We start from the raw sequence: 22,428 nt of genomic DNA on the forward strand, positions 1-22,428 counted from the left end.
ATCGATGTCAGGTCGATGTAGGCGACAGAAGTGCCACCCGCACGCGAGAAGCGGGACGGGGGACCACCTGGGCCTGGGATCGATATCATGCGGTCATGGACCATCCAGTGTCGGAGGTCGCACCGGGCGTCTTCCGCGTCCGGGACACGTGCAACGTCTACGTCATCCGCGCCGCCGGTGGGCGCACCGGGATCGCGGTGGACTTCGGCTCGGGCGTGGTGCTCGAGCACCTCGCCGAGATGGGCGTCGACCGGCTCACCGACGTGCTGATGACCCACCACCACCGGGACCAGGGCCAGGGGCTGCCGCTGGCCGCCGCGGCAGGCATCCGGATCCACGTGCCGCCGGTGGAGCGGGACCTGTTCGCCGCCGTCGACGAGATGTGGCGCACCCGCCCCCTCGTCAACGACTACAACCTGCGCCAGGACCGGTTCTCCCTGCTCGACCCGGTCCCGGTGGCCGACGTCGTGCCGGAGTACCGCACGCGCACCTACGGGGGCGTGCCGGTGCTCGTGCTGCCGACGCCCGGGCACACCGTCGGGTCGGTGACCTACCTGGTCGAGCGGGACAGCGAGCGGCTGGCGTTCAGCGGGGACCTCATCTACGGCCCCGGCAAGGTGTGGTCCCTGGCGGCGACGCAGTGGTCGTACACCGAGAACGAGGGCCCGGCCATGACCGTCATGAGCTGCTACGTGCTCATGGACCGGCACGTCTCGCGGCTGCTGCCCTCGCACGGGGAGGTGATGGAGGACCCGCAGCACAGCCTCGGGCTGCTCGCCCAGCGCCTGCGCGCGTACGTCGACTCCCGCCGGCCGTACCCGTGGGACCTGCAGACCCGCCTCGTCGACCCGTACGTCGAGGTCACCCCGCACCTGCTGTGGAACCGCACGAGCCTGGCGTGCAGCTACGTGCTGGTGTCCCGGACGGGCGCGGCGATGATGATCGACTTCGGCTACGACGTGACCACCGGCCTGCCGCCCGGCGCGGACCGCGCGGCCCGCCGGCCCTGGCTCGCGTCGCTGCCGGCGCTGCGGCGCAGGCACGGGGTGACGTCCGTCGAGGTCGCCCTGCCCACGCACTACCACGACGACCACGTCGCCGGCCTGAACCTGCTGCGCGAGGTCGAGGGCACCGAGATCTGGTCCCCGGAGAACGTCGCGCCGATCCTGGCCGACCCCATGCGCTACGACCTGCCGTGCCAGTGGTACGACCCCATCCCGTCCGACCGGGTGCTGCCGCTGGGAGGGACGTTCCGCTGGCACGAGTACGAGATCACCGTGCACGAGCTGCCCGGGCACACGCTGTACGCCGCGGCGTTCGAGCTCGAGGTCGACGGCGTGCGGGTGCTGGTGACCGGGGACCAGCAGGAGGGGCTCGGCATCCCCGGGCAGCGCCGGGACGTCCTCAACTACCAGTACCGCAACATCGTCCGGCTCGACGACTACCGGCGCAGCGCCGCGCTCTACCACCGGATCGCCCCCGGCGTGATCGTGACCGGGCACTGGGAGCCGCGGTGGGTCGAGCCCGGGTACCTGGCCATGCTCACCGACGAGGCGGAGGAGTTCGTCGCGCTGCACGAGGCGCTGCTGCCCGGCGGCACCCTCGACCTCGGGATGGACGGCGTCCTGGCGCGCGTGGCCCCGTACCTGTCCCAGGTGCCCGCGGCGCAGACGGCCCGGTTCACCGTGTCGGTGCGCAACCCCACGACGGAGGAGCAGAAGGCCACCGTGCGTCCGGTGCTGCCGACCGGGTGGCGGGCCGAGCCGGACGTCGCGGTCGTCCCGCTCCCGGGGGGCGGTGCCGTGGACGTCGACTTCGACGTCGCCGTCGGGCACAGCCCGCAGCGTCGGGCGCGGGTGGCGGTCGACGTCCGGATCGGGGAGCTGCACCTGGGGCAGCACGCCGAGGCGCTGGTCGACGTCGTGGACGCGGGCTAGGGGGCCGCGGTGGACGGTGCGACCTCCACGGGCACGGCCCACGGGCCGGCGACGTCGTACGCGGCGGCGGACGGCCCCCGGGTCGGTCCGGCGACCGGCACGTCGACCGGGACGTCGACCGGCCCCTCGGCCGGCGCCTCCAACGGCACGGGGTCGGACCCCGTGCCCGCCCGGGACGGCGCCGCCCCCGGGCCGGTGCGCCGGGCGACGATCAAGGACGTCGCCGAGGCCGCCGGGGTCTCCCGGTCGACCGCGTCGCGCGCGCTCACCGGACGCGGGTACGTCGGCCTCGGGGTGCGCGAGCGGGTGCAGCACGCGGCGGAGGGGCTGGGCTACGTGCCCGACGCCACGGCCCGGCACCTCAAGCAGCAGGTGTCCCGGTCCATCGGGGTGCTGGTGTCGGACCTGCGCAACTCGTTCTACGCCGACCTCGCGGCGGGCATCAGCCAGCAGGCCCGGCGCCGGGGCTACACGATGATGCTGGCCGACGACAACGGCAGCGCCGCGGACGAGGTCGCGGCCGCGGAGCGGTTCGTCGCGCTGCGGGTCGCGGGGGTCGTGGTCACCCCGGTCGCCCCGGACGTCGTCGCCTACCTCTCCCGGCACCGCGTGCCGCTCGTCGAGGTGGACCGGCAGTTCGGCGAGGGCGCCTCCGACGCCGTCCTGGTGGACAACAAGCACGCGTCCCGCCGGGTGACCGAGCACCTCATCGGCCTGGGGCACCGCCGGATCGCCCTGCTCATCGACGAGATGGAGTGGACCACCGGGCGGGAGCGGCACGCGGGCTACGAGGAGGCGTGCCGCGCGGCGGGGCTGCCCCTCGAGGAGTCGCTGGTCGTCGCGGCGCGGTGGGACGCCGGGGCCGCCCGGGCCGCGGCCGCCGACCTGCTGCGCCGACCGGACCCGCCGACCGCGATCTTCGCCGCCAACAACCTCCTCGCCGAGGCGGTGTGGCGGGCGGCCGCGGACCTGGGCGTCCGGCTGCCCGACGACCTGAGCCTCGCGTCGTTCGACGACGCCCCGTGGATGAGCATGGTGACGCCGCAGGTCACCGCCGTGGAGCAGGACGCGGTGGCGCTGGGCGAGACCGCCGTGACCCGGCTGCTCGAGCGCATCGAGGCCGCGCAGGCGCCGCCGCGCACGGTGATGCTGGGCGCGCGCGTCCTCCAGCGCGGGTCGACGGGGCCCCCGCCGGCACGGGCGGCCGTGAGGTCGGGCAGCGCGGGGGCGGGGGCATGACCGCGGACCCGCCCCCGGACGCTCCGACCCCGGCCCGGCGTCCCGCCGCGACCCCGGACCGCACGCTGCACATGGTCGGCCACGCGCACCTGGACCCGGTGTGGCTGTGGCCGTGGCAGGAGGGCTACGCCGAGGCGCGGGCGACGTTCTGGTCCGCGATCCACCGCATGGACGAGTACCCGGACTTCGTGTTCACGTCCGACCAGGTCGTGCTGCTGTCCTGGGTGGAGGAGTCCGACCCCGAGCTGTTCGCGCGCATCCGCGAGCGGGTCGCCGAGGGCCGCTGGCAGCTCGTCGGCGGGTGGTGGGTCGAGCCGGACTGCAACCTGCCGGCGGGGGAGTCGTTCGTCCGGCAGGGGCTGTACGGCCAGCGCCACCTGCGCGAGCGGCTCGGGGTCACCGCGACCGTCGGCATGAACGCGGACCCGTTCGGCCACCACGCGATGCTGCCCCAGATCCTGCGCCTGCAGGGCATGGACTCCTACGTCTTCCTGCGCCCCGGACCGCACGAGGGTCCGCTGGTCGGGACCGCGTTCTGGTGGCAGTCGCCGGACGGCTCCCGCGTGCTGGGGTACCGCATCCCGTACGAGTACGGCAGCCCGCCGGGCGACGTGTCCGGCCAGACCGACAAGTCGCTGGGGGCCCTCGACCAGAGCCTGGGCGACCTCATGGTCTTCTACGGCGTCGGCGACCACGGCGGGGGCCCCACCCGGGCGAACATCGAGTCGGTCCACCGCTACGACCGGATGGGCTCCTTCGGGCGGATGACCCTGTCCCACCCGCGCCGGTACCTCGACGGGCTGCTCGCCCGGGAGGCGCAGGCTCCCACGCTGCCGGTGTGGCGCGGTGACCTGCAGCGGCACGCGGCGGGCTGCTACTCGGCGCACTCGGGCATCAAGGCGTGGCAGCGCCGGGCGCAGGCGGCCCTGCTGTCCGCGGAGCGGTGGGCCGCGGTCGGGGCGCTCGCTCACGGCCTGCCCTATCCCCGGGACGACCTGGGCCGCGCCTGGAAGGCCGTGCTGTTCAACCAGTTCCACGACGTCCTGCCCGGCTCCGCGATCGAGCCCGCGTACGACGACGCGCGCGACCAGCTCGGCGAGGCGGTGGCCGTCGCCAAGCGGGTGATCAACCGGGTGCACAACGTCCTGGCGCGGCAGGTCGACATCGCGCTGGTGGAGGGCACGCAGCCGGTGCTCGTCCTGAACCCGCACCCCTGGCCGGTCACCGCGCACGTGGAGCTGCAGTACGGGTCCCAGCCCACCGGCGTGCACGTCGTGGACGCCGACGGCCGGGTCGCGGTGTCCCAGCGGACGCAATCCGTGGCGACCACGGACGACCGGGGGCGGGCGGCCGTCGTCCTCGAGGCGCACCTGCCCCCGTTCGGGTACCGCCTGTACCGGCTGGTGGCCGGGGCGGCGCCGTCTTCCGCCGGGCCGAGCGCGGAGCCGGCCGGCACCCTGCTCGCGAGCGGGACGGTCCTGGAGAACGACGTCCTGCGGGTCGAGGTGGACCCGGCGACCGGCTGGCTGACCTCCCTGCGGGACAAGCGCACCGGCGCCGACCTGGTCGCCGGGGCCCGCGGGGAGCACACGCAGGTGAGCGCCGACCCGACCGACACCTGGGGGCACCGGGTCGTCTCCTACGCGTGGCCCGGCGCCGCGATGCGGACCACCCGGGTGGTGCTGCGCGAGAGCGGCCCGCTGCGTGCGGTGCTCCGGGTCGAGCGGGAGTGGGGCCGCTCGACCCTCGTGGAGGAGCTGGTCCTCGGGCACCGCAGCGACAGCCTCGAGGTCCGGGTCACCCTCGACTGGCGGGAGAGGGCGCACCTGCTCAAGCTCCGGTTCCCCGTCGCCCTCGACGAGCCGGTCAGCACGTACGAGATCCCGTTCGGCACCCTCGAGCACCCCGTGGACGGCGCGGAGAACCCGGCGCAGTCGTGGGTCGACGTCAGCGGGTCGGTGAGCGGGTCGCCGGACGGGCGGCGCGCGGGCCTGGCCCTGGTGAACGACGCGAAGCACGGCTACGACGTCCTGCCGGCCGACCCTTCGCCCGGGCCGACCGCGAGCATCGGCCTGACCGCCGTCCGCAGCCCGGTGTACTCCTGGCACGACCCCCGGCTGCTGGACCCGGACGGCGTCTACTCCTACCAGGACCAGGGCCGCCAGTCGTTCCGGTACCAGCTCGTCCCGCACGCCGGGGACTGGCGGGAGGCGGGCCTGACGCGCCGGGCCGCCGAGCTCGGCTCCCCGGCGCGCGCCATGCTCGAGGGCTTCCACGACGGCGCCCTGCCCCCCGAGGCCTCCTTCGCCTCCGACGGCGGCGGCGCGGTGATGATCAGCGCCCTGAAGGGCAGCGAGGACGACGCCGACGGCGACGCGGGAGCGGTGGACCTCGTCGTGCGTGCTGTCGAGACGCGCGGCCGGCCCGCGCACGCGCGCCTGGCGCTGCCCGTGCTCGGCCGCGTGGTCGAGGCCGACTTCGGGCCCGGCCAGATCCGGACCTTCCGGGTCCCCCGCGGCGGCGGTGACGTGGAGGAGGTGAACCTCGTGGAGTGGGCGCGCGACGACCTGCCGGGCGGCGTGTTCACCGGCGCGGAGCTGCCGGCGTCCCGGTCCCCGGCGGGGGTTGGCGCCGGGGACGCGGACCGGCCGGGGACCGGTGCGGCGCACCCCGACGACGGCGGTGACCACGACGCCTCGGACGCCACCACGCCGGCGCAGGCGATGGCCCCGGCACAGCGCCGCAGCCCGGTCGACTGACCGGGGGCTTGCCGTCACGGTTGTGTCACAACCCGCGGAGTCCGTGTCAGCACGACCTGTGACATGGAACAGTGGGACTCCCCGCGCGTGCGGACGGCCCCGGTGCCCACGCCGGGGACGTGACGCGGAGACGTCGTCCGGCCTGTCAGGAGGTAGCCCGGTGGCTCACATGCTCTCGGAGGTCCCGGGCCCGCACGGGTCGGCTCCGGCGGAGTCGGGCACCTCCCGCCCCGCGGTCTCCCGACGGCAGGGCGCCGCGCCGTCGGTGCCCTCGATCGCCTCGGCCCCCTTGCCCGGCAGGCCGGTCGTCCCCGGGCTCACGGTGGCGCGCGGGCCCGCGGAGCCCCGGGACGCGATCGCGCTGGAGACCCGCCGCGGCCGCCTGCTGGTGCGCTTCTCGGGCGAGATCGACACGGCCCTGCGGGCCCGGTTCGACCAGGTGCTCGCGGTCGTCCGGGCGGCCCACGAGCCCGTCGCGGTGGACTGCCGGGAGGTCACCTTCTTCGGCGCCGAGGGCGTGCGGATGCTCGTGCTGCTGCAGCGGGTCGCGGGCGGTCCGGGGGTCGCGGAGTACCAGCCGAGCGTGTCCGTGCAGCGCGCCCTGCGGCTGTCGGGCATCGAGCGGTACCCCTTCGGCTGACGCCGGACGCCGGCCGACGAGCCGGACCGGCGGCTCGCGTCGGTGGATCCGCACCGCTCGGCCGCCCGCCCCCCGCGGCTATGCTCCGGCGCGTGCCTGCGGCAGACATGACGGTGACGGCGCTGGCCGGTGGGGTCGGCGGGGCGAAGCTCGTGCACGGGCTGGACGGGCTCGTCCGGGACCTCACCGTCGTGGTGAACACCGCGGACGACGCGGAGGTCTACGGGCTGTCGATCAGCCCGGACCTCGACACGGTCATGTACACCCTCGCCGGGCTCGCGAACCCGGTCACCGGGTGGGGCGTGGCGGGGGACACCCGGGTGACGCTCGACGCCATGGCCGGCCTGGGGGAGCGGACGTGGTTCACCCTGGGCGACCGTGACCTGGCGACCCACGTCGTGCGCACCGGACGCCTGCGCGCCGGGACGCCGCTGTCGCGGGTGACCGCGGACCTCACCGCGGCGCTCGGCATCCGGGCACGGCTCCTGCCGATGACCGACGACCGCGTCGCGACGATGGTCGACACCCCGGCGGGGCGCCTGGACTTCCAGGAGTACTTCGTCGGCCGGCGTCACCAGGACCCGGTCGTCGGGCTGGTCCTCGACGGCATCGAGACCGCGGCGCCGGCACCGGGGGTGCTGGCGGCGTTCGCCGACGCCGACGTCGTGGTGCTCGCGCCCTCCAACCCGTTCGTCAGCATCGGCCCGATCCTCGCCGTTCCGGGGGTGCGCGACGCGCTGGCCGGCACCTCGGCCCGCCGGGTCGGCGTCAGCCCGATCGTCGGAGGGCAGGCGCTCAAGGGTCCGGCGGCCCAGATGCTCGCGGACCTCGGCCACGAGGTGTCGGCCCTGGGGGTGGCGCGCCTGTACGTCGGCCTGCTGGACGTGCTCTGCATCGACGAGGAGGACCGCGCCCTGGCCCCGGCCATCCGGGACCTCGGCCTCGACGTCGTGGTCACCGGCACGGTGATGGGTGGGCCCGACGACCGGCGCCGGCTCGCCCGCGAGGTGCTCGACGCCGCGGTCGGCGGGTGAGGACGACCGTCGCCGTCGTGCCGCTGCGGGACGGCCGCTCGGGCAAGACCCGGCTCGCCGGGGACCTCGGGCCGGACGACCGGTCCTGCCTGGTCGCGGCGCTCGCCCGCCACGTCGTGGCCACGCTGGCCGCCACGGACGCCGTCGCCCGGGTCGTCGTGGTGACCGCGGATGCCGCCTTCGCGCACGCGGCGCTGGGCGGCGTCGGCGGAGCGGTGGAGATCCTGACCCAGCCGACGGACCGTCCCGGCCTCAACGCCGCGCTCGACGTCGCCCGCGAGCGGCTCCTTCTCACGGACGCCGACGCCCGCCTGCTCGTCGTCCACGCGGACCTGCCCGCGCTCGCGGCCGTCGATGTCGCCGCCCTGGTCGACGCCGCCGGCCCGGTGGTCGTGGCTCCCGACCGCACCGGGACCGGCACCAACGCGCTGCTGCTGGACCGCCCCGCGGCCGGCTTCCCGTACGCGTTCGGCCCCGAGAGCCTGGCCGCCCACCGGGCGCAGGCCCGCCGGCGGGGCTGGGTGCCGGCCGAGGTGGACCGGCCGGGGCTCGCCGTCGACCTCGACACCGTGGCGGACTGGGCCGTCCTGCCCGCGCCGGTCCGCGCGCGCGTGGTGGCCGCGGTCCCCGGCATGGCGGCGCTGCCGGTCGCGGTCTGACGCGACCGGCCCCGCGTCAGGCCCGCGTCAGGGGCCCGGTGGGAGGCACCGACGCGTCCGCCCCCTGCCAGGCCCCGCGGTGCACGACCTCCTCCACCGGACGACGGCGCCGCGTCACGGAGGAGCCGCTGGGCCGCTCGTCGGGCGCGCGGTGCCCGACCGTGATCGCCCCGACCGGCGTGTAGTGGCCCGGCACGCCGAACTCGGTGCGCAGCCGGTCGGTCCGCGACGCCGGGACACCGAAGAAGCACGCGCCGAGCCCCTCGTCGACGGCCGTCTGCAGGATGAGGAGGGCGGCCATGCCGGCGTCCACGTGCCAGTACGGGACCGGCCACTGGTCCTCGTCCGGCGTCCGCGCGCCGGTCGTCTTGTCCGGCTCGGCGTACCGGCGCCGGTACAGCGCCTCGGACGAGAACGGCACGACGACCACGGGCGCCGTCCGCATCCCCCGCAGCCAGCCGGCGAGCGGCGACCCGAGCTCGTCCGGCGTCGTGGCGTCCCAGAACCGGTCGACGTCCGCCCGGCTGTCCAGGACGAGGAAGCCCCAGCCCTGGCTGAACCCCGCACTCGGCGCGTGGACCGCGTTGCCCAGCATCCGGTCGACGACGGCGGGGTCCACCGGCTCGGGGGAGTAGCGGCGGACCATGCGGCGGCGGCGGACGACGTCGGTGAACTCCATGACGGCGATCATCCGCCCCAGGCGCCCACGGCTGGGAGGTCCGGCGGTGCGGCGGCCCGGAACGCCAGGACGGGCCGGTCGGTCCCCGGCTGCGGCAGGAGGGTGGTGGAGACCCCGTACACCGCGTCGACGACCGCGGGCACCAGGACGTCCGCCACCGGCCCGGCGGCGACGACGGCGCCGCCCGCGAGGACGACCGCGTGGTCGCAGTAGGCCGCCGCCAGGTTGAGGTCGTGCAGCGCCACGAGCGCCGTCGTGCCGCCGGAGGTCGCGGCCCGCACGAGGTGCAGGGCGGCGAGCTGCGCCTGGATGTCGAGGTGGTTCGTCGGCTCGTCGAGCAGCAGCAGCTCGGGCCTCTGGGCGAGCGCCCGGGCCAGGTGCACGCGCTGGCGCTCGCCCCCGGAGAGCGAGGCCAGGGGGCGGTCGGCCAGACCGGTCAGCCCGACGGCGTCCAGCGCGGCCTGGGCGGCGGTGCGGTCGGCGTCGGAGTCCGCCGCCCAGCGCGAGCGGTGCGGGATGCGGCCGAGCAGGACGGCGTCGCGCACGCTGAGCTCGACCTCGGTGCGGGCGTCCTGCTCCACCAGGGCGACCCGGCGCGCGCGGTCGCGCGGGCGCATGGCGAGCAGGTCGGCACCGTGCCAGCGCACGTCGCCGGTGGTCGTGACCCGGCCCGGCAGGGCGCCACCGACGCCGGCGACCAGCCGCAGCAAGGTCGACTTGCCCGACCCGTTCGGCCCGAGCAGGCCGGTGACGGTCCCGGCGGGGACGGTGAGGTCGATGCCGTCCAGGACCACGGTGTCCCCGATCCGCACCCCGCCGCCGCGGACCTCCAGGCTCACGAGACGGCCCGCCGCCGCCGCAGGATCCAGGCGAAGACCGGCGCACCGATGACCGCGGTGAGGATCCCGACCGGCAGCTCGCGCGGGTCGAAGATCGTCCGCGCCGCGGTGTCCGCCCAGATCAGGAACGTCGCGCCGGCCAGGGCGGAGAGCGGCAGGAGGACGCGGTGCCGCGCGCCGACGAGCAGCCGCGTGGCGTGCGGCAGCACGAGCCCGACGAAGCCGATGGAGCCGCTGACCGCGACCATCGCCCCGGTCAGCACCGCCACGCCGGTGAGCAGCAGGAGGCGGGTGCGGCGCACGTCGACGCCCAGCGCGGCCGCCGAGGTGTCGCCGAACGCGAACGCGTCGAGGGTGCCGCCGGCGGTCGCCAGGGCGGTGCCGACCAGGAGCAGCGCAGAGCCGGCGATCGCCACGCTGGTCCAGGTCGTGCCGCCGAGGGACCCCATCAGCCAGCTGAGGATCTCGCGGTAGGAGTCGCCGGTCGCCGACCAGAAAATGACGAACGACGTCGCGGCGGCGCACAGCTGGGCCACCGCCAGCCCGGCGAGGACCGTGCGCGTGGGGCTCGTCGTGCCCAGCGAGCCGGCCAGCGCGAGGGTGGCGAGCAGGGCGAGCGTGGCACCCACGAACGCGGCGACGGGCAGCACGACGCCCAGCCCCAGCACGAGCACGCCGACGGCGCCGAGCGACGCCCCCGAGGACAGGCCGAGCAGGTACGGGTCGGCGAGCGGGTTGCGGGTCAGGCTCTGCATGACCGCGCCGGCGAGTGCCAGCCCGGCACCGACCGCACCGGCCGTCAGGACCCGCGGCAGCCGCATGTCGAACACGATCGCGTCGCGCAACGCCGGCAGCGGCGTGCTGCCCAGCCCGGCGTGCGCGGCCACCGACCGCCACACGTCGACGGGCGAGATCTGCGCGGGGCCGATGGTGATCGCCAGGACCACGGACACCACCAGCAGGACGAGGGCGCCCAGCAGCAGTGCCGGGGAGGGGACCCGGGCGGTGCGCCGGGTACCCGTCCGGTCGGCTCGACGGTCGACGGCGGGGACAGCGGGCAGCGACGCGTCGGGCACCACGGCGGGCAGCCGGTCGAGCGCCCCGGGCCCGGCGTCGTCCGGCCGACCGGGCCCGGCGTCGTCCGGCCGACCAGGCCCGGCCGGCCGCGGCCGCGGCTGCGCGGTCCGCGTCACCCCGCGACCTCCAGCCCGGCGAGCCCGGCGGCCAGGTCGCTCGCCGCGGCGACGTTGCGCACCCCGGCCTCGGTCGCCGCGAACGGCACCTCGAGGTAGCGGTGCTCGCGGACGGCGGTGAGCCGGGCGGTGGCCGGGTTCCCCTCGAGCATCGCGATCTTCGCGTCGGCGGTGTTCCAGGCGGCGTCGACGAGGACGATCACGTCGGGGTCGGCGGCCACGACCTCCTCCCACGCGAACGCGGTCCACGTGTCGTGGACACCGGCGGCGACGTTCTCCAGCCCCACGGCGTCCATGATCATCTGCGGCGCGCCGATCCCGGCGCCCACGTACGGGACATCCGAGCCGGACGAGTACCACAGCGCGGTCAGCCCCCGCGGGTCCGGGACGACCTCGTCGAGCTCGCCGCGCTGCTGGTCCACGAGGTCCGCCGCGGCGTCGGGGGCGCCGAAGACCTGGCCCGCCTCGGTGATCTCGTCGAAGACGGCGTCGAAGGTCAGCGGGTCCGGCTGGTACCCGTCGCCCTTGCACGCCGACGGCGACACGTAGCTGCTCACGCCCAGGTCCGCCAGTGCCTGCCGGTCGCCGGCGCTCTCGGCGGAGAAGTTGCTCTCCCAGCCCGCGTAGACCAGGTCCGGCTCGACGGTGAGCACGGCCTCCGGACCGGGAGCCCGCTCGGACAGGACCGGCACGTCGGCGCCGGCGTCGGTCAGGTCGTCCGGGAAGGGGCCGTCCAGGAACGCCGCGCCGACGATGCGGTCGGCGAGGCCCAGCGCCACCAGCATCTCGGTGGTGCTCGACTTGATCGTCACCACGCGCTGCGGCGCCGCGTCCACGGTGACGTCGACGCCGCAGTTGTCGAACGTCACCGGGTAGGCGGCGGACGACGACGCCGGGGCGTCCGGGGTCCCCGTGGCCGCGGCACCGGCGCCGGGGGTGCCGCCACCGCACGCGCCCAGCCCGAGGAGCGTGGCGACCAGGAGCGCCGGCCGCCACGGGGGACGCGGCAGGGCACGGGAGGGACGGGACGGACGGCTGGGCATGGGGGCTCCGTGGTCGAGAGGCGGACGTCGCGTGCAGCGGCGATGCGTCGGACCAGCCGCCCCAAGCAGGGGGCAGGCGCGCAGGGCCAGAGCCGGCCCCGGGATCCCGAGCGAGCAGGTGCGCAGTGCACCGGGGAGGGCGTCGCCCTGCCCCGCGTGGCGATCCTATGTCGCCGGCGAGCGTTCGACCCGCGGCCGTCGCACCACGGCGGCTGCGCCGCGGACCACGGCGGCTGCGCCGCGGACCACGGCGGCTGCGCCGCGGACCGTGGCGGCATGACGAAACCCCGCACCGCCGTCGTCGGCGGTGCGGGGCTCGTCGGGTCCGTGACGGTCGCTCGCCCGTCAGGCACGTGTCACGTGCCGGAGCCCAGCCGGCTCCTGAGCAGCTGCTTGCCCTGCTCGGCGCCCTTGCGGCTCTCCGCCTGCGCCTTGCGGAAGAACTCGGCGAGCTCGGTGTCGCCCTCGCGCTCGGCGTCCTGGATGTAGACCTGCAGCCGGAGCACGTTGCTCAGGCACGCCTCCACGAACCAGATGACGTTGTAGTCCTTGTCCTTCGTGCCGGTCAGAGCGCCGGTCTCGCCGTCGATCGCCATGGGTCGTCCTCCTGGTGAGTCCTCACGAGGCGACGCGCGTGCGCGCGTCAGGACGACCGTACGACCGGCGCGGGCACGCACGCACCCATCAGATCGGGCTCGGTGGCCCGGACCCGCTCAGCCGAGCAGTCGCTGGACGTGCTCCACCCCGGCGACGACGGCCTGCGCGCGGGCGGCGGCGTCCAGCCCGTGCGGGCGGACCGCGAACTTGGTGCCGACGACGGCCACCGGGCCGGCCGCCTCGACGCTGCGCCGGATCTCGGCGTCGGTGAGCAGCGACGCCGGCTCGCCCGCGGGTGCCGCCAGGTCGGCCGGGCCGGGGTGCATGTCCGTCCACGCCGGCCCGAACCCGCTGTCGCGGTCCGCGCAGCCCGAGAGCACCAGGCCGTGCAGCACGCCGGCGGACCGGGCCCGCTCCAGGTGCCGGACGGGCCCGTCGACGGACCGGGCCTCCAGGGCCGACCGGCCCCAGTTGACGACCAGGCCGGTGCCCGCGTGCCCGTCGGCGCGCAGCGCCGCGACCACCGCGATCTCCTCGTCCAGGTCGAGGAACCCCTTCGCCGGCGTCTGCCCGGCGACCAGCGCGTCGCAGTGGTCGATCAGGAGCGGGGTGCCGCTGCCCGGGCGCCCGTCGAGCACGCCGCGCAGCCGGGCCAGGAGCCGGTCGGGGCCGTCCCCGTCCCCGGGCGTGCGCCGTGGTGCGGACACCACCTCGAGGCCGACGGCGGCGCGGCGGCCCAGCGCCTCGTCCACCCGGGCGGCGGTCTCCAGGCACCGGCGCAGGTGCGCGACCGCCTCGTCACCGCCCCGCTCGTCCGGGGAGGCCAGGCCGTAGGCGGGGTCGTCGGCGCGCGCCATCGTCCCGGGCACCGTCGTCAGCACGACGTCCCAGTGCGGCGCGAGATGAGCCAGTGTCGCGTCCTCGTCCGGGATCCGGCCGTCGGGCCCGAGCGGCAGCTCGACCGCGCCGATGCCGGGGACGTCACGCAGCCGGGCGTACACGTCGCGGACGACGCCGGGGTCCACGGGGTCCGGGGCCAGCAGGGCGGGGTACACGCTCACGAGGAAGGTGGTCACGGCGCCCATCATGGCGTCCGCCGGTCAGTTCGACGGTTTCGGGGGCAGGTCGACGTCGTGCTCGCTCGGCTCGACGGTCTCCGGACCGGGTGGCTCGTCGTACGCCCCCCACGCGTGGTGCAGCCGCTGCGCGAGGGAGGCGAGCGCCTCGCGCAGCTCCATCGTCCCGGCGTCCGCCTCGAGGAGGCCGTCCCGGGTGAGGCGGTCGCGCAGGTCCCCGGCGAGCGTGACGTCGAGGTGACCGGCCATGAGGCGCCCCTCGAGCGTGCCGACGATCCCGATCAGGGCGGACAGGTCCGCCAGGTGCAGGGGGCGGGGGGCGAGGGCAGGGGGTTCCGTCGAGGGGTCCATGCACACAGCGTCGTGGGAGCGGGGCGCGTTGTCACCGTGGGCCCACGGTGGGTTCAACGTGGCTCACCGTGGGCTCGAGATGGGCGAGGCCCCGGCCCCCGCGTCGCGCGCAGGGACCGGGGCCGCCGTCCGCCGGTCTAGCGGTCCATCACGTCCAGCAGGACGTCGTGCACGTTGGTCGAGTCCTGCACCCGGGCCAGTCGCTCGGCACCGGGACCCTCGGCGGTCAGCGGCGTCGCCGCGCCGGTGTGCCCGCCGGTGGTCCAGTCGATGACGAACTCCAGCTCGGAGTCCGCGATCGGGAAGGGGCCGTCCTCCAGGCTCTGCAGGACCGCCTCGCTCGCGTTCTCGGGGTCGCCGGTCTCGTCGGCCGGGTCGACGTTCTCGATGTGCATGCCGCCGGTCTCGTGGTCGCCGACGACGACGACCAGGGTGCCGCGGTGCTCCGCCGCGAAGTCCCGGATCAGCGCGACCGTCTCGTCCAGCGCCTGGGTGGACTGCAGGGTGCGGGGGGCGTTGTTGTTGTGCGCCATCTCGTCGATCGCCTCCTCCTCGACCATGAGGAAGAAGCCGTGGCGGTCCCGGGACAGCACGTCCAGTGCCTTCTCGGTCATGGTCCGCAGCGGGACGACCGGGGCGTACTCGTCGCCCTGGCCCTCCGGCTCCTGCTCGAACATCTCCTCGTTGGCGAACAGCCCCAGGATCCGGTCGGAGTCCGTGGCCTGGAGCTCCTCGGCGTCGCGGACGTAGTCCCACCCGGACTGCTCCGCCCGGGTGACGAGGTTGCCGATGGTGCTCTTGCTGACCTCCGGTCGCCGGTCCTCGGGGTCGTCGGGGTAGGCGCCCGGGTCGCCGACCGGGTACCACCAGTCCTCGCCGCCACCGAGGATCACGTCCGGCTTGGTCACCTCGATGAGCTGCCGGGCGATCTCCGTCTGGGCACCCCGGTCGGCGACGTGGGACCCGAACGCGGCCGGGGTCGCGTCGGTCACCTGCGCCGTGGTCACCAGCCCGGTCGCCTTGCGCAGCTCCTTGGCGTCCTCGAGCAGCGTGCGCACCGGGTCGCCCTCGAGGTCGACCGCCACCGCCCCGTTGTACGTGCGCACCCCGGTGGCGAACGCCGTCGCGGCCGCCGCGGAGTCCGTGACGGCGTCGTCGGGGTCGGCGGAGTCCGTGTGGGTCCAGCCGGCGTACCGCAGCTGGTCCATCTCCAGCTCGCCGTCCTGGCCGACGAAGTGCAGCCGGGCCGCCTCCCGTGCCGCGATGCTCAGCCCGTCACCGACGACGAGGATGACGTTCTTCGCCGTCCGCGGGCCGCGGTCCCGGGTGAGGCGGTCGTCCCCGTCGTCGAAGGCCGCCCCCGCGGTCGCCAGACCCACCGCGAGCACCGCAGTCCCCGCGCCCACCCTCGCCCGTCGTGATCCGAACACCCTCATGGTTGTCGCCCTTCGGTCGAACCTCGTTGTTCACCTTGACGTCTGCGGGGGGTGGAGGCGCTGTCGTCAGCATGCTCCGGCGAACCGGGGGCCGTCCATGGTCAGACCCTCAGCTCCCCGGCGCGGCCGGCCCCGAGGTCCTCAGGGCGGCCCGGTGCTCCGCCAGCAGCGCGTCCACCACGCGGGCGGTCCGCAGGGCGCTCTCGCCGGTGCTCGGGCACGTCCCGCGTCCGGTCAGCGCGTCGACGACCGTCTGGATGAGCGGCAGCTGCACGGTCGCCGGGGCGGCCGCGGGGATCTCCCGCGTCCCAGCGGCCGTGGTGAGCACGAGGGGCTCCTGACCGAACGAGGAGAACCGCAGGGTCCCGGCGGTCCCGCTGATCTCCACCTCGTCCCGCCGCTCGTAGGCGTCGAAGGACCACAGCCCCACCCCGTGGACGCCGGAGGCGAACGTGAAGGCGCCCGCGACGACGTCCTCGGCCGCGTGGTGGCGGCCCTGGTTCGCCGCGGACCCCGAGACCTCGGTCACCGGCCCCAGCAGGTGGTCGAGCAGGTCCAGCGTGTGCGACCCGAGGTCGACGAACAGCCCGCCGCCGGAGAGCTCCGGGCGCAGCCGCCACGGCACCACGCCGTCGTCGAACCGCTCGGCCGGCTGCTGCAGCCGCACCGCGACCGTCCGGGGCGCACCGATCGCGCCGTCGGCGAGCAGGTCGCGCACGGCGACGAACCGCGGCATCGCGCGCCGGTAGTACGCGACGAAGAGCGGCACACCGGCCCGGTCGCACGCCGCGAGCATCTCCTCGCACTCGGCGGCGGTCCGGGCCATGGGCTTCTCGACGTAGACCGGCTTGCCGGCGGCCGCGACCCGCAGCGTGAGGTCGCGGTGGGAGTCCGGCGGCGTCGCGATGTAGACGGCGTCGACGTCCGGGTCGGCGACGAGCGCGTCGGCGTCGTCGTACCAGCGGGGGACGCCGTGGCGGCGGGCGTAGTCGGCGGCCTTGGCCCCGTCCCGCCGCATCACCGCCACGAGCCGTGAGCCGTCGGCCTGCTGGAAGCCGGGGCCGCTCTTGCGCTCGGTGACGTCGCCGACGCCGATGATGCCCCAGCGCACGGTCTCCGCACCGAGCAGCGGCGGGTGGCCGCCGGTGTGCGCGGTCGGCTGCGGGCCGGTCGCCACGGGGACGGGCGGGGCGGGCTGGGCGGAGGGAGTCGTCGGCGTGACCGGCTGCGCGTTGGTGTCCACCCGAGGACCGTAGCCGGGTGAACCCTGCCGCCGGACGGTCGCCCGATCGGGCGCACCGGGCCCCGGACGGCGCCGGGCACCGTGGTCCGGCGCCTACTGTCGGTTGGGTGCTGCACCGACCCGAGCTGACCGCGCACGCCATGCTGACGCAGGCGCTGCACCGGTCACCGGTGCAGCGGCCCGGCTTCGTCGCCGTGGACCTCGGCCTGGCCTGCGTGTGGCTGCGCGCCCGCGCCGCCCGGCTGCTGGCCGACGCGCCCGAGCCGCACGACCTCCTGCGCCGGGCCGCCGACGCCGTGGACGGGTCCGCGGGCGGGTCGCCGGGCGGCTGGCAGCGCGCGGCGGCGCTGGAGATCGTGACCGGCGAGCTCGCCGGTCAGGGGGCGCAGGTCGACCCGCGCACCGTCCAGCACCTGACCCGCGACCCCGACGGGATGCTCGTCGCCCTCGCCGAGCTCACCGCGTGCCTGTACCAGCTGCACGACGGCGACGGCGCGGCCGCCGTCGTGCGTGCGCTCACCCCGGCCTGAGGGCTCCGCCGCCCCGCCCTGCCGCCCGCCCTGCCTGAAGGCTCCGCCCGCTCCGCCGCCCGCCCTGCCTGAAGGCTCCGCCCGCTCCGCCGCCCGCCGCAGGGCTCCGCCGCCCCGCCGCAGCGCTCCGCCGCCTGCCTGGGGGCTCGGCGCTTGCGAACGGGAGCTCAGACCGGCAGGTGCCGCGACCACCAGTCCAGGACGTGCTCGAAGCGGGCGACCCGGTGCCGCGGCCGGCCGGAGCGGCTGAGCTCGTGACCCTCGCCGGGGAACAGCAGCAGCTCGCTGGGCACCCCGCGCCGCTTGAGCTCGACGAACCAGCGCTGACCCTGCTCGACCGGGCAGCGCCAGTCGTGCTCCGAGTGGATGACGAGCGTGGGGGTCCGGACCCTGCCGACGTGCGCCATCGGGGACTGCGTCGCCACGGCGGTGGCCCCCTCGGGGGTGCCGGTGTCGCCGACGTACTGCTGCCCGAAGAACCACCCGATGTCGCTGGACCCGACGAAGCTCACCGGGTCGAGGAACCCGCGCTCGACGATCGCCGCGGTGAACCGGTCGGTCCGGGTGGTCAGCCAGGCGGTCAGGTAGCCGCCGTAGGACCCGCCCAGGACCCCGGTGCGGGCGCCGTCCAGCCGCAGCGCGGGGTCGGCGAGGGCGGCGTCCAGCAGGGCCAGGACGTCGTCGGTGTCGACCGTCCCGAAGGCCCGCTGGATCGCCCGTCCGTGCGCCGACCCGTAGCCCGCGGAGCCGCGCGGGTTGCCCAGGACGACGGCGTAGCCGGCCTCCGCGAGCACCTGCACCTCGTCGAACAGGGCGTGGGTGTACTGCGCGTACGGGCCGCCGTGGATCATCAGCAGGACCGGGTGCGAGCCCGGGTGCCGGTCGGCGTCGGGCAGGGCGACCCAGCCGTGGACGGGGTACCCGTCCGGCGCGGTGGCGGTCAGCTCGCTCGGCGCGTGCAGCCGGCCGGTCGAGCGCAGGTCCGCCGACAGGTCGGTCAGCCGCGTGGTCGCCCCCGACGCGCGGTCCACCGCCAGCACGTCGCCGGCCGAGTCCGGCGCGGCCGCGGCCACGACGACCGCGGAGCCGTCCGGCGTGGCCGCGACGCCGAGCACGACGGCGGGCGCGTCCAGCAGCACCCGGCCCTCGGCGGCGGCGGCGGTGCTGCCGGGGTGCGGGGCGCTCCCGGCGCCGTCCGCCGGCAGCGCCAGCAGGACGACGGCGCCGCGACGCTGGTCCGCGACCAGCACCTCGTCGCCGGCGACCGCGAGGACCCCTGGGACGAGGTCCACGGCGTCGACGTCGGTGTGCCGGCGCGGCACCACGGCGGCGTGGGCCTCACCGCCCGAGTCCGACTCCAGCGCGGCGTCGAGGTCGAGCGAGAACAGACCGGTCTGGGACGCGACGAACTCCAGCCCGGTCGGCCCCTGGTCGGAGGCGAGCAGCCAGAGCGTGTGGCCGTCCGGCGAGGGCTGGACCGTGTCGACCGCGAGCGTGGACCGCTCGGCGGCGCCGGTCAGCGGGCGGGGGAGCGGCGCGGGCACCCCGGGGTCCGGTGTCGACGGCCTGGCGTCGACCAGGACCGCGTCGGCGAGCAGGTCCTCCTCGCGACGCGGGTGCACGGCGGCGACCGCGACGAGGTGGTCCCCGTCGGGCAGCCAGCGGTGCGCGCTGAGCTCGACGTCACCGGCCGTCAGCGGGACCGGCTCGGGCAGCCGGCCGGGCTGGGGGTCGGCGGGCACGTCGACGACGAACAGGTGCTGCGGGCGGTCGCGGAAGAACCCGACGCCGTCGCCGCGGTACTGGTACGTCGTGATGTGCCGCGGCGGCTCCGCGCCGGCGTCCTCGCCCTCGACGTAGCGCCCCTCGTCGGGCACCCGCGCGAGGTAGGCGATCCGGGTGCCGTCGGGGGAGAAGCGCGGCTCGGCCACACCGAGCGGGGCGTCGGTGAGCCGGACCGGCTCCCCACCGCCCGCCTCGACGACGTGCAGCTGCGGCTTGCCCTTCGGCTCCGCCCGCAGGAAGGCGATCCACCGGCCGTCCGGCGACCAGGCGGGGGCGGTGTCGCGGTGCCCGCGCGTGAGCGGGGACGGGCTCGCGCCGCCGTGGACCGGCACCGTCCACAGCCGGCCCACGTACTCGTCCGTCCCGGGGTCGGGGGAGGTGACGGACACGACCACCGTGGTCCCGTCCGGGCTGAGGGCGGGAGTACCGGGGGTGCGCAGCAGGGCGAGGTCGGCAGGGATCACCGCACGAACCTAACCCGGTGGTCCGACGACCTCCTGCCCGCGCGACCGTACGCGGGCTACCGTGGCCGGGTGGACAGCGAGGGTGCACAGGACTGGCTCCGGCGCTACGTCGACGCGTGGCGCACGTACGACCCGGACGCCATCGGGGATCTGTTCAGCGACGACGTGGCGTACCGCTACCACCCCGGCGACGACCCGGTCACCGGGCGCGACGCCGTCGTCGCGTCGTGGCTCGGGACCGACTCGCCCGACGGCGCCTCCACGCGCGACGCGCCGGGCACCTACGACGCGGACTACGCCCCCGTCGCCGTCGACGGCGACACGGTCGTGGCCACCGGGACGTCCCGCTACCGGGACACGCCGGACGGACCCGTCGTCAGGGTCTACGACAACTGCTTCGTCATGCGGTTCGACGGCGCGGGCCGGTGCCGCGAGTTCACCGAGTACTACGTCGAGCGCTCCTGACCGGGGCCGCTGCGGGACAGCCGGCGACGCTGGCTGTGCACGTAGGGCCGTGCGCGGCGCTGACCACCGCGCCGGACGATGGCCGTCTCCAGCGTCGCGAGGGTCGCGTCCAGCGCTGACGGGTCCGCGGGCCAGCCCCGGCGGACGCACTCCTCGAGCCAGTCGACCGGGGTGGTGTGGCCGCGCTCGGCGTTGCACCGCCGGCACGCCGCCACCTCGTTCTCCGGCCAGGACGGTCCGCCCTTGACGCGCGGGACCACGTGGTCGGTCGTCGGGGCGACCAGGTCGGAGAACGGTCGACCGCACCAGAAGCAGCGTCCGCCCTGCCGGACGACGGCGTCCCGCAGGCGCTCCGCGTGACCGCGCCCGTCGGTCAAGGCGGGCCGGCGGTCGTCCGGGGCGGACCCACGCGAGCCGGCGGGCTCCGGTGCGGGGTCCGGGCGCGCGCGCATCCCGCCATGATCACCGCGCCGGTCCGACGACGCCCTTCGACGCCTGCCGGGCACTGCGGGCCACGGCGGGCGCCCCGGAGCGTCCGGCAGCACGGGGCAGCACGGGGCAGCAAGGGGCAGCGCGGGTCGGCGTGGGAGAGTCGCCGCGTGACGGTGTGGGTGGGGACGTCCGGGTGGTCCTACGACCACTGGCACGGCGAGCTGTACCCGCACGGCTCGCCGCCGCAGGACCGGCTCGGGCACTACGTCCAGCGGTTCGCGACGGCGGAGCTCAACGCGTCGTTCTACCGCTGGCCGCGCCCGACGAGCTTCGCCCGGTGGCGCCGGGTGCTGCCGCCCGGCTTCGCGCTGTCGGTGAAGGCGCCGCGCGGGCTGACGCACGCGCGCCGGCTCTACCGTCCCGAGCCGTGGGTCGAGCGGATCGAGGCCTGCTGGCACGAGCTCGGCGACAAGCGCGCCGTCCTGCTCGTCCAGCTGCCGCCGACCCTGGCCCGCGACGACGCGCGGCTGGACTACTTCCTGGCCCGGCTGCCGTGGTGGGTCCGGGTCACGGTGGAGCTGCGCCACCCCAGCTGGGACCACGACGACGTCTACGCGCTGCTCGAGCGGCACGGCGCCGCCTACTGCGTCATGAGCGGGGCGCACCTGCCGTGCCGGCTGCGCGCGACCGCGCCGTTCGTCTACGTCCGGCTGCACGGTCCCGACCAGCACCACTTGTACGGCGGCTCGTACTCCGACGACGACCTGCGCTGGTGGGCCGACCGCCTCCGCGAGTGGGAGAGCCAGGGCCGGGAGGTCTTCGCGTACTTCAACAACGACGGCGACGCCAACGCCGTCCGCAACGCCTCGACCCTGCGCTACCTCCTCGGGCAGTGAGGGCGTCCGACCGGCGGTGCGCGCCCGAGGCGACCAGCCGGATCGTGGCGTCCCGGGTCAGGCCCGCTGGTGTCGACCGGCGTCACCCCGCCTCGTCGTCCGGGCAGGGATCGCCCAGCTCGCGCCCGGCGGCGTCGGTGAACACCCACCGCCCGCCCTGCCGGTGGATCTCGATGCCACGCGCATGCACGTAGCCGTGGTGGTGCCAGCACAGCAGGATCCCGTTGCTGACGGAGGTGCTGCCGTGATCTCGTGCCCAATGTCGGACGTGGTGACATTCCGACAAGGTCGGTGGTGCTGTGCAGCCAGGGAACCGGCAATGCCGGTCGCGCGCGATGATCGCGTTTCGTCTCGCCCGGGTGAAGGTCCGTTCCGCCCGGCCCACATCGAGGATCTCGGATTGTGGCCCGAATATCACGCGGTTGAACTCTCCGTCGCACGCCAGCCGGTCCAGCAGAATGCGCGGGATCGGGGTGCCGTCCTCGAACTGCGGACCGTGCAGCACGCTCTCTGCCGTCAGTACCGACCCCAACCTGGGCAACGTCCGGGCGTCCTGGCGCGCCATCGCCCGCTCGGTGACGGCCTGCAGCGTCTCGTAGGACACCAGCACGTTGAGCCGGGGCCGTGACGCGCGCCCCTCACCGGCGAGGCCCTTGTCCAGTACCAGGTTCGCCAGGACGCCGACCGCCTGCGCTCGCCGCTGGTCGGTGGTGCTGGTGTCCCCGGCGGCCGGGACCGGAGTGACGGCTTCGAGTGCCGTCACCAGCGCCTGCCCCACATCCACGGTGAGGAACCCCTGCACGTGGTACCCGCCCAGCGTTGGGGAGACCTGCAGGTGCTGACGCTCGCACGCCTGCACGTACCCGCGGTCGTCTGCGTCGGTGTCCGCAGCCGCGGCCCAGTGCCGGACGACGGTCCGCAGGTCGTCGACCGTGTTGAGCTTGGCCTGCCGGACGAGCCACGCCTCGTCGCACTCGACATCCGGGCTGGCCAGCGCCTCGCGACGGCGTTCGCTAGTGGGTGCCAGCGCGGCCAGCACGTGCGCGTGCTCCACCCCGATCTCTCCGGCTGCGGCCGCGGCGGCGGTCAGCGGCAGGTCGTCACGCAGCGTGCGGCCCAGGCGCACCTGGG

Annotated in this window: 20 protein-coding genes and 1 pseudogene; 9 read left to right on the forward strand and 12 right to left on the reverse strand. The window is 75.8% G+C overall.

What is annotated here, in order from left to right; all coding sequences use genetic code 11:
• Positions 1–95 precede the first annotated feature (95 nt).
• From CAE01nite_RS15780 to cofC, 6 genes are all read left to right on the forward strand, one after another.
• Positions 96–1,937 carry an MBL fold metallo-hydrolase gene (locus tag CAE01nite_RS15780; RefSeq protein WP_146906472.1) on the forward strand — a complete coding sequence of 614 codons (1,842 nt, stop codon included), beginning with the start codon at positions 96–98 and terminating at the stop codon, positions 1,935–1,937.
• A gap of 9 nt (positions 1,938–1,946) precedes the next feature.
• Positions 1,947–3,176 carry a LacI family DNA-binding transcriptional regulator gene (locus CAE01nite_RS15785; protein ID WP_246131265.1) on the forward strand — a complete coding sequence of 410 codons (1,230 nt, stop codon included), beginning with the start codon at positions 1,947–1,949 and terminating at the stop codon, positions 3,174–3,176.
• The gene (locus CAE01nite_RS15790; protein WP_146906474.1) at positions 3,173–5,935 is read left to right on the forward strand and encodes an alpha-mannosidase; all 2,763 of its coding nucleotides are present in this window, start codon (positions 3,173–3,175) and stop codon (positions 5,933–5,935) included. Before CAE01nite_RS15785 ends, CAE01nite_RS15790 begins: the two co-directional genes overlap by 4 nt.
• 169 nt (positions 5,936–6,104) lie before the next feature.
• The gene (locus CAE01nite_RS15795; protein ID WP_503826109.1) at positions 6,105–6,575 is read left to right on the forward strand and encodes an STAS domain-containing protein; all 471 of its coding nucleotides are present in this window, start codon (positions 6,105–6,107) and stop codon (positions 6,573–6,575) included.
• Positions 6,576–6,667: 92 nt separating this feature from the next.
• Positions 6,668–7,609 carry a 2-phospho-L-lactate transferase gene (cofD, locus tag CAE01nite_RS15800; protein WP_246131266.1) on the forward strand — a complete coding sequence of 314 codons (942 nt, stop codon included), beginning with the start codon at positions 6,668–6,670 and terminating at the stop codon, positions 7,607–7,609.
• Positions 7,606–8,268, forward strand: coding sequence for a 2-phospho-L-lactate guanylyltransferase (gene cofC, locus CAE01nite_RS15805; protein ID WP_146906477.1), 663 nt, complete (start codon positions 7,606–7,608; stop codon positions 8,266–8,268). The genes cofD and cofC overlap by 4 nt, the downstream gene beginning before the upstream one ends.
• A gap of 16 nt (positions 8,269–8,284) precedes the next feature.
• On the opposite strand, the gene CAE01nite_RS15810 is transcribed toward cofC, so the two are convergent.
• From CAE01nite_RS15810 to CAE01nite_RS15850, 9 genes and pseudogenes are all read right to left on the reverse strand, one after another.
• On the reverse strand, positions 8,285–8,947 hold the full coding sequence (locus tag CAE01nite_RS15810; RefSeq protein ID WP_146906478.1) for a nitroreductase family protein: 663 nt from the start codon (positions 8,945–8,947) through the stop codon (positions 8,285–8,287).
• Positions 8,948–9,249: 302 nt separating this feature from the next.
• Positions 9,250–9,786 (reverse strand): annotated as a pseudogene (locus CAE01nite_RS18985) (ABC transporter ATP-binding protein); the annotation flags it as partial.
• A complete protein-coding gene (locus CAE01nite_RS15820) occupies positions 9,783–10,874 on the reverse strand; it encodes a putative F420-0 ABC transporter permease subunit (RefSeq protein ID WP_371862911.1) in 1,092 nt (363 codons plus the stop codon). The gene CAE01nite_RS15820 and the pseudogene CAE01nite_RS18985, both read right to left, overlap by 4 nt.
• A gap of 101 nt (positions 10,875–10,975) precedes the next feature.
• Positions 10,976–12,022, reverse strand: coding sequence for a putative F420-0 ABC transporter substrate-binding protein (locus CAE01nite_RS15825; RefSeq protein ID WP_146906480.1), 1,047 nt, complete (start codon positions 12,020–12,022; stop codon positions 10,976–10,978).
• Between the two features lie 356 nt (positions 12,023–12,378).
• Positions 12,379–12,618 (reverse strand): hypothetical protein, encoded by a 240-nt coding sequence (locus CAE01nite_RS15830; protein WP_146906481.1) that lies wholly within the window; start codon positions 12,616–12,618, stop codon positions 12,379–12,381.
• Positions 12,619–12,735: 117 nt separating this feature from the next.
• On the reverse strand, positions 12,736–13,695 hold the full coding sequence (locus CAE01nite_RS15835; protein ID WP_186816622.1) for a DUF4862 family protein: 960 nt from the start codon (positions 13,693–13,695) through the stop codon (positions 12,736–12,738).
• Positions 13,696–13,719: 24 nt separating this feature from the next.
• Positions 13,720–14,046, reverse strand: a complete 327-nt coding sequence (locus tag CAE01nite_RS15840) for a hypothetical protein (protein WP_146906483.1) — start codon at positions 14,044–14,046, stop codon at positions 13,720–13,722.
• A 137-nt stretch (positions 14,047–14,183) separates the two neighbouring features.
• Positions 14,184–15,425, reverse strand: coding sequence for an alkaline phosphatase (locus CAE01nite_RS15845; RefSeq protein WP_246131267.1), 1,242 nt, complete (start codon positions 15,423–15,425; stop codon positions 14,184–14,186).
• Between the two features lie 166 nt (positions 15,426–15,591).
• Positions 15,592–16,725: a Gfo/Idh/MocA family protein gene (locus CAE01nite_RS15850; RefSeq protein ID WP_222595955.1), complete on the reverse strand. Its 1,134-nt coding sequence runs from the start codon at positions 16,723–16,725 to the stop codon at positions 15,592–15,594.
• Positions 16,726–16,832: 107 nt separating this feature from the next.
• Here CAE01nite_RS15850 and CAE01nite_RS15855 point away from each other — a divergent pair, with 107 nt between their 5' ends.
• Positions 16,833–17,255, forward strand: a complete 423-nt coding sequence (locus tag CAE01nite_RS15855) for a hypothetical protein (protein ID WP_146906485.1) — start codon at positions 16,833–16,835, stop codon at positions 17,253–17,255.
• 167 nt (positions 17,256–17,422) lie between these two features.
• Here CAE01nite_RS15855 and CAE01nite_RS15860 read toward each other — a convergent pair whose 3' ends face one another.
• The gene (locus CAE01nite_RS15860; RefSeq protein WP_146906486.1) at positions 17,423–19,504 is read right to left on the reverse strand and encodes a S9 family peptidase; all 2,082 of its coding nucleotides are present in this window, start codon (positions 19,502–19,504) and stop codon (positions 17,423–17,425) included.
• Between the two features lie 69 nt (positions 19,505–19,573).
• Between CAE01nite_RS15860 and CAE01nite_RS15865 the strand changes: the two genes are divergently transcribed.
• Entirely contained in the window at positions 19,574–19,969 is a 396-nt protein-coding gene (locus CAE01nite_RS15865) for a nuclear transport factor 2 family protein (protein ID WP_186816623.1), read from the forward strand.
• Here the strand turns inward: CAE01nite_RS15865 and CAE01nite_RS15870 are convergent.
• Complete coding sequence (locus CAE01nite_RS15870; protein ID WP_146906488.1) at positions 19,951–20,421, reverse strand: HNH endonuclease; 471 nt, start codon at positions 20,419–20,421, stop codon at positions 19,951–19,953. The two genes, CAE01nite_RS15865 and CAE01nite_RS15870, sit on opposite strands and share 19 nt — an antisense overlap.
• A 147-nt stretch (positions 20,422–20,568) precedes the next feature.
• On the opposite strand from CAE01nite_RS15870, the gene CAE01nite_RS15875 reads away from it, so the two are divergent.
• Positions 20,569–21,297 (forward strand): DUF72 domain-containing protein, encoded by a 729-nt coding sequence (locus CAE01nite_RS15875; protein WP_146906489.1) that lies wholly within the window; start codon positions 20,569–20,571, stop codon positions 21,295–21,297.
• An 82-nt stretch (positions 21,298–21,379) separates the two neighbouring features.
• On the opposite strand, the gene CAE01nite_RS15880 is transcribed toward CAE01nite_RS15875, so the two are convergent.
• Positions 21,380–22,428 (reverse strand): HNH endonuclease signature motif containing protein (locus tag CAE01nite_RS15880; RefSeq protein ID WP_146906490.1); only part of this gene is annotated, 1,049 nt, incomplete at its 5' end.

This window comes from Cellulomonas aerilata, from assembly GCF_007991755.1.
Classification (GTDB): domain Bacteria; phylum Actinomycetota; class Actinomycetes; order Actinomycetales; family Cellulomonadaceae; genus Pengzhenrongella; species Pengzhenrongella aerilata.